This window comes from Nocardia blacklockiae (assembly GCF_015477355.1).
Classification (GTDB): domain Bacteria; phylum Actinomycetota; class Actinomycetes; order Mycobacteriales; family Mycobacteriaceae; genus Nocardia; species Nocardia blacklockiae.
This window is the reverse complement of the sequence record NZ_JADLRJ010000012.1, coordinates 120,990-133,373: the sequence shown is the minus strand read 5'-3', so window position 1 is coordinate 133,373 and position 12,384 is coordinate 120,990. Positions and strand designations below refer to the sequence as shown.

The following is a 12,384-nucleotide window of genomic DNA, read 5'->3' as shown; positions in this document are numbered from 1 at the left end:
GGCATTACTATCCGGATGTGGTGTCGAAAACGTCCGGATCGTCGGGGTACTCGGCCGGGCGGATCCGGGCGCGTGACGTCGACCGGGTGAACACGCGTGCGCTGCTGGACATCGCCTATGAAGAGGGGCAGCTCGGGGCGGACGAGTATCACGAGCGGTCGGAGCGTGCCGCTGCCGCGGAGACGCTGGCGGAGTTGCATCCGCTGGTCGAAGATCTGCAACCGTCCCCGCAGGCCGCCGATCTGCGGTTGCCGAAACCGGAGGCGGTGGGGCCCAAGCATCGCGGCAACGAGTATCCGCCCAGGGTGCGGGCGCGGGAACAGGATCGGGCGGCCGCGTGCGCGTTGCTGGACGCTGCTCTCGGTGACGGGCAGCTGTCCGAGGAGGACCACCGTGCCCTGACCGAATTGGCCGGGGCGGCAAAGACTTTGGGTGATCTGGCGGAGCTGACCGCGGATCTGCAACGGTCGGCCGGGGCGCCCGCCGAACCGCGGCGGCCGCGGTCGCGGCGCGGGTGGTTCGCGGCGGGTGTCGCGGTGGCGGCGGTGTGTGCGGCGGTGGCCGGGTTCCTGGCGACGCATCGGACGCCGAGTGCTCCTGCGCCGCTGGCCAATCCGGTGCCGCGGGCCGTGCAGCCGCTGGTCGTGCCGATGCCGCAGCTGACCACCGCCGACGGGTTCGCGCTGATCCGGGAGCAGTACCGCGCCAAGTTCGGCGGCACCGTCGTGGACGAGCTGACGCTGTTCCCCGAGCACGCCTCGGTCGAGGCCGCGCCGACGGGGCAGCAGAACCGGCTGGTTCGTTACACCTACCGCGGCGGTTTCCTGCCGAGCGGCGACCCGACCACTCGCCGGACCGATACGCCCGCCTTCGACCTGGCGAGCGTCGATCCGGCCGTCCTCGCCCGGCTGCTGGCGGAGGCCCCGGGACTGCTGAAGGTCGACGGCGGCACGGTGTCGCACATCGGTTTCGAGCCGGACTCCAGCTCCCGCGAGCCGCGCATCTCCGTCTACGTCGGCAATCGCTTCAACGAGTCCGGCTACCTGCAGGCCACGCCCGCCGGCGACAAGGTGCGGGTCTACCCGTTCGGCAGATAGGTGAGCACAGTGGTGAATCGTCGAATCGGCCCGCGGGTGACCCCGTGAGCGACACCCGGCACAGCGGTCTGCGGGTGCGCGACGCGGACCGGGTCGACGCCTGCGCGCTGCTGGACAGCGCCCGCGACGACGGCCAGCTCACGACCGACGAACACGCCGAGCGCACCGCGAAGGCCTTGCGCGCGAGGACCTTCGGCGACATCGACGCGCTCGTCGGCGACCTCCAGATCCCCCGCAACCTGGTGCGCAGCGCGGTGGTGAATCCGCCGCGGCGGCAACGGTCGCGCCGGTGGATCCCGGCGGTCGCGACGGTGGCCGCGGCCGCCTCGATCGGCGTGCTGGTGGGGGTGGCGGCCACCGACGGGCCGGGCAAGCCGGGTGCGGACGCGCCCGAACTCACCACCGCGCCAGGCATCGAGCACTTCCTCGCCGACTACCGCGCGCACTTCGGCGACCTGCTCGTCGACGAGCTGACCCTGCTGCCGGAGCACGCCTCGTTCGAACGCGGCGGACCCGACGGCACCGAGCACTTCACCTATCGCGGGACATTCGACGACTCGTCGGCCAGCAGCCGCGACCCGAAGACGCGCCCGTTCGATCTCGCCGCGATCGATCTCCCCATGCTCGCGCGCTATCTCGCCGGCGCGCCGCAGACCCTGGGCACCCCGGACGGTGAGGTCACTCACCTCATTCTTCGGCGCTCCACGGAACTGCCCGACGACGGCCCGACCATCGCGATCTACGCGAAGGGCGCGGGCGACAGCGGATACCTGGAGATCAGCCCGGCCGGCGAGGTGCTCGAGGTCTTCCCGGCGAACCGCTGAGCGACCCGCCGAAAAAATCTTCGCCCGATCGGGAATCGACGGCGCGTGCCGCTCGTTGAGCAGAACGACGCAAGGTTGAGCGAAGCAGACTCAAGTCCTTGGTTGACTCGAATCGGGTCGGCAGGCAGGATTGAGTCGACCACGCTCAGCGTTGCTGGGACCGTGCTCCGTGCGTTGTAGGGGGCGAGGTCCCGCGGCCCGGCGAGCGATCGCCACCGCGGCAGGCTCGCCTGCATCGACACACAAGACGTCAACTAGGAGGAACAACCATGGCTCGTGCGGTCGGTATCGACCTCGGGACCACGAACTCGGTCATCGCCGTTCTCGAAGGCGGTGAGCCGGTCGTCGTCGCCAACTCGGAGGGATCGCGCACCACCCCGTCGATCGTCGCCTTCGCCAAGAACGGCGAAGTGCTGGTCGGCCAGCCGGCGAAGAACCAGGCCGTCACCAACGTCGACCGCACCATCCGGTCCGTCAAGCGCCACATGGGCGAGGACTGGACCGTGGAGATCGACGACAAGAAGTACACCGCCCAGGAGATCTCCGCGCGCACGCTGATGAAGCTGAAGCGCGACGCCGAGGCCTACCTCGGTGAGGAGATCACCGACGCGGTCATCACCGTCCCCGCCTACTTCGAGGACGCGCAGCGCCAGGCCACCAAGGAGGCCGGCCAGATCGCGGGCCTGAACGTGCTGCGCATCGTCAACGAGCCCACCGCGGCCGCGCTGGCGTACGGCCTGGACAAGGGCGAGAAGGAACAGACCATCCTGGTCTTCGACCTCGGTGGCGGCACCTTCGACGTGTCGCTGCTGGAGATCGGCGAGGGCGTCGTCGAGGTCCGCGCCACCTCCGGTGACAACCACCTCGGCGGCGACGACTGGGACAACCGGGTCGTCACCTGGCTGGTCGACAAGTTCAAGTCCAGCTCGGGCATCGACCTGACCAAGGACAAGATGGCCATGCAGCGGCTGCGTGAGGCCGCCGAGAAGGCCAAGATCGAGCTGAGCTCCTCGCAGAGCACCTCGATCAACCTGCCCTACATCACCGTCGACGCGGACAAGAACCCGCTGTTCCTCGACGAGCAGCTGTCCCGCGCCGAGTTCCAGAAGATCACCTCGGATCTGCTCGACCGCACCCGGCAGCCGTTCCAGTCGGTGATCAAGGACGCCGGCATCTCGGTCAAGGACATCGATCACGTTGTGCTGGTGGGTGGTTCGACCCGCATGCCCGCCGTGACCGACCTGGTCCGCGAGCTGACCGGCGGCAAGGAGCCCAACAAGGGCGTGAACCCGGACGAGGTCGTCGCCGTCGGCGCCGCCCTGCAGGCCGGTGTGCTCAAGGGCGAGGTCAAGGACGTCCTGCTGCTCGATGTGACCCCGCTGTCGCTGGGCATCGAGACCAAGGGCGGCGTGATGACCAAGCTCATCGAGCGCAACACCACCATCCCCACCAAGCGGTCGGAGACCTTCACCACCGCCGACGACAACCAGCCGTCGGTGCAGATCCAGGTCTTCCAGGGTGAGCGCGAAATCGCCTCGCACAACAAGCTGCTCGGCTCCTTCGAGCTGACCGGCATCCCGCCGGCCCCGCGCGGCGTGCCGCAGATCGAGGTCACCTTCGACATCGACGCCAACGGCATCGTCCACGTCACCGCCAAGGACAAGGGCACCGGCAAGGAGAACACGATCAAGATCCAGGACGGCTCCGGCCTGTCCAAGGAGGAGATCGAGCGCATGGTGAAGGACGCCGAGGCGCACGCGGCCGAGGACAAGGCGCGTCGCGAGGAGGCGGAGACCCGCAACCAGGCGGAGTCGCTGGTGCACCAGACCGAGAAGTTCATCGCCGAGAACGAGGACAAGGTCCCCGCTGAGGTGAAGAGCAAGGTCGAGGCCGCCATCGGCGAGGCCAAGGAGGCGCTGAAGGGCACCGACACCGCGGCCGTCAAGGCGGCGGTGGAGAAGCTGGCCACCGAGTCGCAGGCCCTGGGCCAGGCGATCTACGAGGCCTCGGCCGCCGAGCAGGCAGCCTCCGGCAACGGCGACGCCCCGTCCGGCGGCAACACCGATGACACCGTCGTCGACGCCGAGGTCGTGGAAGAGCCGGAGAAGAAGTGACCACCGAGAACCCCGAACAGGAGCCGATCACCATCGTGGACAAGCGAAAGATCGATCCGTCGGAGTTCGAGGGTCGTTCCGCGGGCTCTGCGCCGCAGGGCGAGGGTGCGGAGTCCGGGGCCGACGGCGCCGCGGCTCCCGCCCCCGCGGGCACCGAGTCGGGCAACGGCGAGGCCCTCGCCGACGCGATCGCGGCCGAACTGGCCGAGCGCACCGCCGATCTGCAGCGACTGACCGCGGAGTACGCCAACTACCGGCGCCGCGTCGAGCGCGACCGCAAGGCCGCCATCGACAGCGCGAAGTCGGGCGTGGTCAGCGAATTGCTGGGTGTGCTCGACGATCTGGACCGGGCCCGGGCGCACGGCGACCTGGAGTCCGGCCCGCTGAAGTCGGTGGCCGACAAGCTCGCCGACGCGCTGACCAAGCAGGGCCTGCAGGAATTCGGCACGGAGGGCGAGCCTTTCGACCCGACGCTGCACGAGGCCGTGCAGCACGAGGGTGAGGGGCACAACCCGGTGATCGGCGTAGTGATGCGCAAGGGTTACCGCTTCGGTGATCGAGTCCTGCGGCACGCGCTGGTGGGAGTCACCGACGGGACCGGGGATCCGGTGGAGACACCGGATGCACCGAACGTTGGCGACGATGCCGACGGCATCGCGTAAGAATCGGAAAGGAGGAGATGCCCGGTGAATCGGGAGTGGCTCGAGAAGGACTTCTACAAAGAGCTGGGTATTTCCTCCAGCGCAAGCCAGGACGACATCAAGAAGGCCTACCGCAAGCTGGCCCGTGACAACCACCCGGACAAGAACCCGGGTGATGCCAAGGCCGAGGAGCGGTTCAAGGCCGTCAGCGAGGCGCATGCCGTGCTGTCGGATCCGGCGAAGCGCAAGGAGTACGACGAGGCCCGGCGGCTGTTCGCCAGTGGCGGCTTCGGCCGCGGCGGATTCTCCCCGGGCGGCAGCGGGGCCTACGGGCCCGGCGGGTTCGCCACCGGCGAGTTCAACCTCGGCGACATCTTCGGCGGCGCGGCCGCCGCGGGTGGCGACGGCGGCCTGGGCGATCTGCTGGGCGGCCTGTTCAACCGCGGCGGCGGCGCGCGCACCTCGTCGCGTCCGCGCCGCGGCAGCGACGTGGAGACCGAGACGACCCTGGGCTTCCGCGAGGCCGCCCAGGGCGTCACCGTCCCGCTGCGGATGACCAGCCCGTCGCCGTGCACCACGTGTCACGGCAGCGGCGCCAAGCCGGGCACCAGCCCGCGGGTCTGCCCGCACTGCAACGGCACCGGCGTGGTCAGCCGCAACCAGGGCGCGTTCGGTTTCAGCGAGCCCTGCGACGACTGCCGCGGGACCGGGTCGATCATCGACGACCCGTGCTCGGACTGCCGCGGCACCGGCATCCAGAACCGGACCCGCACCATCACGGTGCGGATCCCCCCGGGCGTGCGCGACGGACAGCGCATCCGGCTGGCCGGTCAGGGCGAGGCGGGGTTGCGGGGCGCGCCGGCGGGCGACCTGTTCGTCACCGTGCACGTCAGCCAGGACAAGGTCTTCGGCCGCAACGGCGACGACCTGACCCTGGTGCTGCCGGTCAGCTACACCGAACTGGTCCTGGGCACAACGGTTTCCGTGCCGACCCTGGCGGGCCGGGTCGGGGTGAAGGTGCCGCCCGGCACCGCCGACGGCCGCACCCTGCGGGTGCGTGGGCGCGGTGTCCCGAAGCGGGGCGGCGGCGCCGGCGACCTGCTGGTGACGGTGAAGGTCGCGGTGCCGCAGAAGCTGGACGACAATGCTGTCGAGGCGCTGCGGCGCTATGCGGAAGCGGAGAAGACCAGCGGGTTCGACCCGCGTGCTGGATGGGCAGGTGCGTGATGGACGGAGATCCGAAGAAGGCGCGGACGCACACCACCGAGTTCTTCATGATCTCGGTGGCCGCTCAGTTGGCCGGTATGCACGCGCAGACGCTGCGCACGTACGACCGGCTGGGCCTGGTCACCCCGCAGCGCACTTCCGGTGGCGGACGGCGCTATTCGGCCCGGGACGTGGAGCTGCTGCGCGAGGTGCAGCGGCTGTCCCAGGACGAGGGCGTCAACCTGGCCGGCATCAAGCGGATCATCGAACTCACCAACGAGGTCGAGGCGCTGCAGGAGCGGGTCCGTGAGCTGTCCGCTGAGGTGGAGCGGCTGCGCGCCGGCTACCGCCCGGAACTCACACCGCCGCAGCGCAGTACGGCGCTGGTGGTATGGCAGCCGCGCAACAAGCGCCGGTAGGCAGCAGCCGAAACAGTTGTGGAACAGCGTCTCCGGGTCACCGGGGGCGCTGTTTTCACATGCCGCGAACGACGGTGAGGCTAAACCCCTTCGTAGCGAATGGCTTCCGCGGGGGTGCCGGTCTGGATCAGGCGGTCGACGGTGGCGCGGACCATGCCCGGGGAGCCGCACACGAGGACCTGGTGGTGCAGCAGGGGGCCCATGTCGCCGACGACCTCGGCGAGGGTGCCCTCAAGCAGTTCGTCCACGTCGAAACCCACGTCGACGCGGCAGCTCTCGTACCAGTCGTCCACCCAGTCGGGGTCGTAGGCGCTCTCCACCACCGGAACCACGGTGAGCCAGGGCAATTCGCCGGCGAGCAGGAACAGCATGTCCGAGGCGTAGAGGTCGCGGGGGAAGCGGCCGCCGACGAACAGGTGGGTGCGCGGCGGCTCGGGGCGGCGGGACAGCTCCAGCAGCACCGAGCGCAGCGGCGCCAAACCCGTTCCGCCCGCGATCATCACGACGTCGGTGGCCCAGTCGTCGACCCCGAGCCAGCCCATCGGCGCGCCGATGCGCCACTGGTCGCCGGGCCGGGTGTCGGCCACCAGCGACCCGCTGCACCAGCCGCCCGGCACGGTCCGCACGTGGAATTCCAGCTTGCCGTCAAGCGAGGGCGGCAGCGCCGGCGACAACCGCCGCCGCAACCCCGGATGTTGCGGCACTCGGACTTCCACCGATTGGCCGGCGGTGAACGGCACGTAATCACCGATCAGGCGGATCACCGCGATGTCGTGGCGCAACCGGTGGTGGCCCACCACCGTGGAGTTCCACTCCTGTGCGTCGAGGTGGATCTCACCGGTCTGGTCGGGCCCGAAGGTCACTGAGTTTCCCCTTGTTCAAGCGGCAATGTCGTGGTGGCGCGCGCTCACACCGGGTCGGACATGATCGCCCACTCCGGTGTGCCGACCGCCATCAGGGCGCGCCGGGTGTCGGCGATCATCCGGGCCGAGCCCGCGATCTGGATCTGCCGGTCCGCCCACGCGCCCATGCTGGCGACCACCGCGCCCAGATTACCGATCAGCCGCCGGTGCATGCCGAACGGCGGATCGGCCGGGGGATACGGATGCCACCACGGGTTGGATTCGTTCTCGCACACCGGAACCACGGTCAGCCACGGATTGCTCAGCGACAGCTGCCACATGTTCTCCACGTCGTACAGGTCGCAGGGGTAGCGGCCGCCGATGAAGAAGTGCACGCGCGGGTTCTGGCCGCGCCGCCCCATCTCGATCAGCTGGGCGCGCAGCGGCGCGATGCCGGTGCCGGAGCCGATCATCAACACGTCGCGCCCGCTGTTGCGTTCCACGTGCAGCCCGCCCAGCGGACCGGCGATCAGCCACTTGTCGCCGACCCTGGTCTCGTTGACGATGCCGGGGCTCACCCACCCGGTGCGCACCTTGCGGACGTGGAACTCGATCTCGCCGTACGGATTCGTCGGGATGGCCGGCGACAGGTAGCGCCACATCTTGGGCCGCTGCGGAATCGACACCGGCACGTACTGCCCGGCCTGGTACGGGATCGGGCTCTCCGACTGCAACCGCACGATGGCCAGATCGTCGAGCACGCGGCGGTGGCCGACGACGGTCGCCTCCCAATACGGTTGGGACTTGTCGGAATTCGCGCCGATCGCCATGGACGCGGAGATGAGGATGCTGATGTCGCGCCAGCCCTCTTCCAGCTGCCGCGTCCACATCCGCCCGTTGTAGGTGCGGAAGGCGGCGAGCAGGGCACGGCCCGCGAGGTCGTAGTGGGCGGCCTCCACCCCGAACTTGCGGTGGTCGCGCGCGAGTTGCTCGAGAAAGCGCTGGGCGCGGTCCCAGTCCTCGAGATGGTCGAGGACGAACCCGATGGCCGTCATGAGCCGCTTGGCCTGCATGTCCATCGTCGGCGGGAAGAGTTCGCGTAACCGAGGGTTCTCCGCGAACAGGTGCCCGTAAAACGCGCCGATCAACCTGTCGGGGCCGGTCGGCTCGTCGGCGATCGACCGGAAGTTGGCGCGGACCAGCGCAGCCGTACGCGCATCCACGACGTCGAGCTTCCTTTCTGGGGGTAAATACCGGGGGAACCGCCTGGTATGCGGCCCTCGCGGTCAAGTATCCCCGAGAAAACCGTGTTCGCACGGTTATGAGTGGATTGCATTACCCACAATCACAATCGGCCAAACCCGTAACGATCATGTTTTCCGGCGTTCCGGACCGCGCCGCCAGGTGTTCGCGCGCGGCCGGTCGAGCCGCACGGTAGTCGTTACCTCGTCAAATGACCAGCACGGTCTTGCCGCGGGCACCGCCCGCGCCGAGCACGGCCGGGGCGTCGGTGAGGGGGCGGACCGCCTCGATCGGGACCACCACGTCGCTGGCGGCCACCTGCCGCAGCAGGCGCTGCAATTCCGGTGCGCCCCCGGTGGAGACGAAATTGCCGCCGTGCAGTCCGCGCGCACGCAGCGCGGCCTCGTCGGCGGACATGACGGTGCTGTACACGATGCCGCCGGGTCGCACGATCCGGCTCAGCTCGGCCAGTTCCGGACCGGTCGAGACCAGGTCGAACAGCACGTCGACGCCGTCCGGGTGGGTGAAGTGCACCGAATCCGCGATCGGGGTGCGGGTGTAGTCGACCACCTCCGCCGCACCGAGCCGGACCATCCGGTCGGTGTCGTCGGGGCGGGCGGTGGCGATGGCCTGCGCGCCCGCGGCGTTGACCAGCTGCACCAGGAACGAACCGACGCCGCCCGCGGCCCCGTTGACGAGCACCAGCTGCCCGGGCCCGATGCCCGCGGCGTCGACCAGATCCTGTGCGGTGAGTCCCGCGGTGGGCAGCGCGGCGGCCTGGATCGCGGTGAGCTGGCCCGGGATCCGCGCGACCTCGCTCTCGGGGGCCGTGGTGTATTCGGCGAAGGTGCCGTGCCCGACGGGCGGACTCAGAAATTTTCCGACCACGCGGTCGCCGACGGCGAAGGCGCTCGCGCCGGGACCCACCGCCGAGACCGTGCCGGCGCCGTCGATGCCCGGGATCATCGGGAAGTCGTAGGGCATCCGGTCGCGCAGGATGCCGTCGATGAGCTTGCGATCGTAGGGATTGACCCCCGCCGCCTCCACACGGACCTGGATGCCGCCCGGTCCGGGCGCTGGTTTCGGCATCTCGGCCGGTTCGGGCCGGCCGCCGAAGTCGGGGACCACTATCGCGCGCATCGCTGCTCCTTCGTCCGAAACGGTTGTCGGTCAGCGGGGTATGCGTCGAACAGGGCCATCGTAGGCAGCTTCGGTCCCGTATCGACGTAATTCAGGCCATTCGGTCTTTTCTGGACGAGTGTCATGGGCTCGGCCGGGGCGGACCTTGCGGCGCGCCGGGAAATTCAGCAGACTTGAGCGGAACAGACTCAACTCCTGGCGCGTTGGACACAACGGAACAGCGCGCCGGAAGACCCGGGCGCTGTGCGGAATCAACCAGTAGGAAGGTGACTGTGGACTCGTTCAATCCCACCACCAAGACCCAGGCGGCACTGACCGCCGCCCTCCAGGCGGCGTCGGCCGCGGGCAACCCGGAGATCCGTCCGGCGCACTTGCTGGTGGCGTTGCTGGATCAGACCGACGGCATCGCCGCCCCCCTGCTCAAGGCTGTCGCGGTCGATTCGGCGACGGTGCGGCGCGAGGCCCAGGACATCGTCGACCGGCTGCCCCGGGCGACGGGCGCCACCACCTCTCCGCAGCTCGGGCGCGAGGCGCTGGCGGCCATCACGGCCGCGCAGAAGCTGGCCACCGAACTCGGTGACGAGTACGTCTCCACCGAGCACCTGATGGTCGGCCTGGCCAGTGGCGACTCCGATGTGTCGCAGCTGCTGCTGAAGTACGGCGCCACCGCCGACGCGCTGCGCGAGGCGTTCACCACCGTGCGCGGCAACGCCAGGGTCACCTCGCCCGACCCCGAGGGCAGCTACCAGGCGCTGGAGAAGTACTCCACCGACCTGACCGCCGCCGCCCGCGAGGGCAAGCTCGATCCGGTCATCGGCCGCGACACCGAGATCCGCCGCGTCGTGCAGGTGCTGAGCCGCCGCACCAAGAACAACCCCGTGCTGATCGGCGAGCCGGGCGTCGGCAAGACCGCGATCGTGGAGGGCCTGGCCCAGCGCATCGTCGCGGGCGACGTGCCGGAGTCGTTGCGCGGCAAGCGTTTGGTCGCCCTCGACCTGGGCGCGATGGTCGCCGGCGCGAAGTACCGCGGCGAGTTCGAGGAGCGGCTCAAGGCCGTGCTCGAGGAGATCAAGCAGAGCGCCGGGCAGGTCATCACCTTCATCGACGAGCTGCACACCATCGTCGGCGCGGGCGCGACCGGCGAATCCGCGATGGACGCCGGCAACATGATCAAGCCGATGCTGGCCCGCGGCGAGCTGCGGCTGGTCGGCGCGACCACGCTCGACGAGTACCGCCAGCACATCGAGAAGGACCCGGCCCTGGAACGGCGTTTCCAGCAGGTTCTCGTCGGTGAGCCCTCGGTGGCCGACACCATCGGCATCCTGCGCGGTCTCAAGGAGCGCTACGAGGTGCACCACGGCGTGCGCATCACCGACTCCGCGCTGGTCGCGGCATCGACGCTGTCCGACCGCTACATCACCTCGCGGTTCCTGCCCGACAAGGCGATCGACCTGGTCGACGAGTCGGCCTCGCGGCTGCGCATGGAGATCGACTCGCGCCCCGTCGAGATCGACGAGGTCGAGCGGGCCGTGCGCCGGCTCGAGATCGAGGAGATGGCGCTGGCCAAGGAGACCGACGAGGCCTCCAAGCAGCGGCTCGAGAAGCTGCGCCAGGAACTGGCCGACGACCGCGAGAAGCTCAACCAGCTGATGGCCCGCTGGCAGAACGAGAAGCAGGCCATCGACTCGGTGCGCGTGATCAAGGAGGAGCTCGAGTCGCTGAAGGGCGAGTCGGAGCGCGCCGAACGCGACGGCGATCTGGGCAAGGCCGCCGAGCTGCGCTACGGCCGCATCCCGCAGCTGGAGAAGCAGCTGGCCGAGGCCGAGAAGAAGGCCGGCACCGCCGCCGACGGCGAGGTCATGCTGCAGGAGGAGGTCGGGCCCAACGACATCGCCGAGGTGGTGTCGTCGTGGACCGGTATCCCCGTGGGCCGCATGCTCGAGGGCGAGACCCAGAAGCTGCTGCGCATGGAGGAGGAGCTGGGCAAGCGCGTGGTCGGGCAGCGCGACGCGGTCGTGGCCGTGTCCGACGCGGTGCGCCGGGCGCGCGCCGGTGTCGCCGACCCGAACCGGCCGACCGGCTCGTTCATGTTCGTCGGCCCGACCGGCGTCGGCAAGACGGAGCTGGCGAAGGCATTGGCGGACTTCCTGTTCGACGACGAGCGCGCCATGATCCGCATCGACATGAGCGAGTACTCCGAGAAGCACTCGGTGGCCCGGCTGGTCGGCGCTCCGCCCGGATACGTCGGCTACGACCAGGGTGGTCAGCTGACCGAGGCGGTGCGACGGCGGCCGTACACGGTGGTGCTGTTCGACGAGATCGAGAAGGCGCACCCGGACGTGTTCGACATCCTGTTGCAGGTGCTCGACGAGGGCCGGTTGACCGACGGCCAGGGCCGCACGGTCGACTTCCGCAACACCATCCTCATCCTCACCTCCAACCTGGGTGCGGGCGGCGAGAAGGACTTCGTGATGAACGCCGTGCGCTCGGCGTTCAAGCCGGAGTTCCTCAACCGCCTCGACGACGTGGTGATGTTCCACCCGCTCGACGAGGAGCAGCTCGAGCACATCGTCGACATCCAGCTCGAGCAGCTGCAGAAGCGCCTGGCGCAGCGGCGGCTGAAGCTGGACGTCAGCGATTCGGCGCGGTTCTGGCTGGCCGTGCGCGGGTACGACCCCGCCTACGGCGCGCGACCGCTGCGCCGGCTGATCCAGCAGTCCATCGGCGATTCGCTCGCCAAGGAGCTGCTGGCCGGCGAGGTCACCGACGGGGACCTGGTGAAGGTCAACGTCTCGCCCGACGGTGACGGGCTGATCGTGGGCCGCTGAACGGTGGACGGGTCGGGGATCCCTGCTGTAT

Annotated in this window: 10 protein-coding genes; 7 read left to right on the top strand and 3 right to left on the bottom strand. The window is 69.6% G+C overall.

The genetic code is table 11. The annotated features are described in order from the left end of the window. The first annotated feature begins 17 nt into the window (after window positions 1–17). The 6 genes from IU476_RS28870 (at window position 18) to IU476_RS28845 (ending at window position 6,301) form a co-directional block, all read left to right on the top strand. The gene (locus IU476_RS28870) at window positions 18–1,097 is read left to right on the top strand and encodes a DUF1707 SHOCT-like domain-containing protein (protein WP_195105434.1); all 1,080 of its coding nucleotides are present in this window, start codon (window positions 18–20) and stop codon (window positions 1,095–1,097) included. Between the two features lie 44 nt (window positions 1,098–1,141). Next, window positions 1,142–1,921, top strand: coding sequence for a DUF1707 SHOCT-like domain-containing protein (locus tag IU476_RS28865; protein ID WP_195105432.1), 780 nt, complete (start codon window positions 1,142–1,144; stop codon window positions 1,919–1,921). Between the two features lie 269 nt (window positions 1,922–2,190). Then, window positions 2,191–4,035, top strand: a complete 1,845-nt coding sequence (gene dnaK / locus IU476_RS28860) for a molecular chaperone DnaK (RefSeq protein WP_195105430.1) — start codon at window positions 2,191–2,193, stop codon at window positions 4,033–4,035. Continuing rightward, on the top strand, window positions 4,032–4,697 hold the full coding sequence (gene grpE / locus IU476_RS28855) for a nucleotide exchange factor GrpE (protein WP_195105427.1): 666 nt from the start codon (window positions 4,032–4,034) through the stop codon (window positions 4,695–4,697). The genes dnaK and grpE overlap by 4 nt, the downstream gene beginning before the upstream one ends. A 24-nt stretch (window positions 4,698–4,721) precedes the next feature. Then, window positions 4,722–5,903, top strand: a complete 1,182-nt coding sequence (dnaJ, locus tag IU476_RS28850) for a molecular chaperone DnaJ (protein ID WP_195105425.1) — start codon at window positions 4,722–4,724, stop codon at window positions 5,901–5,903. Further along, window positions 5,903–6,301 (top strand): heat shock protein transcriptional repressor HspR, encoded by a 399-nt coding sequence (locus IU476_RS28845; RefSeq protein WP_195105423.1) that lies wholly within the window; start codon window positions 5,903–5,905, stop codon window positions 6,299–6,301. The genes dnaJ and IU476_RS28845 overlap by 1 nt, the downstream gene beginning before the upstream one ends. 80 nt (window positions 6,302–6,381) lie before the next feature. Here IU476_RS28845 and IU476_RS28840 read toward each other — a convergent pair whose 3' ends face one another. From IU476_RS28840 to IU476_RS28830, 3 genes are all read right to left on the bottom strand, one after another. Then, on the bottom strand, window positions 6,382–7,164 hold the full coding sequence (locus tag IU476_RS28840; RefSeq protein WP_195105421.1) for an FAD-binding oxidoreductase: 783 nt from the start codon (window positions 7,162–7,164) through the stop codon (window positions 6,382–6,384). Between the two features lie 44 nt (window positions 7,165–7,208). Beyond that, complete coding sequence (locus IU476_RS28835; RefSeq protein WP_195105419.1) at window positions 7,209–8,366, bottom strand: globin domain-containing protein; 1,158 nt, start codon at window positions 8,364–8,366, stop codon at window positions 7,209–7,211. Between the two features lie 226 nt (window positions 8,367–8,592). Continuing rightward, window positions 8,593–9,525: an NADP-dependent oxidoreductase gene (locus IU476_RS28830; RefSeq protein WP_195105416.1), complete on the bottom strand. Its 933-nt coding sequence runs from the start codon at window positions 9,523–9,525 to the stop codon at window positions 8,593–8,595. Between the two features lie 272 nt (window positions 9,526–9,797). Between IU476_RS28830 and clpB the strand changes: the two genes are divergently transcribed. Further along, complete coding sequence (gene clpB / locus IU476_RS28825) at window positions 9,798–12,353, top strand: ATP-dependent chaperone ClpB (RefSeq protein ID WP_195105414.1); 2,556 nt, start codon at window positions 9,798–9,800, stop codon at window positions 12,351–12,353. Window positions 12,354–12,384: the final 31 nt, after the last annotated feature.

What these genes read in the sequence shown, in the direction of transcription:
- dnaK (WP_195105430.1), top strand. Translation starts at nt 2,191, where the DNA reads ATGGCTCGTGCGGTCGGTATCGACCTCGGGACCACGAACTCGGTCATC.
- IU476_RS28845 (WP_195105423.1), top strand. Translation starts at nt 5,903, where the DNA reads ATGGACGGAGATCCGAAGAAGGCGCGGACGCACACCACCGAGTTCTTC.
- IU476_RS28830 (WP_195105416.1), bottom strand. Translation starts at nt 9,525, where the DNA reads ATGCGCGCGATAGTGGTCCCCGACTTCGGCGGCCGGCCCGAACCGGCC.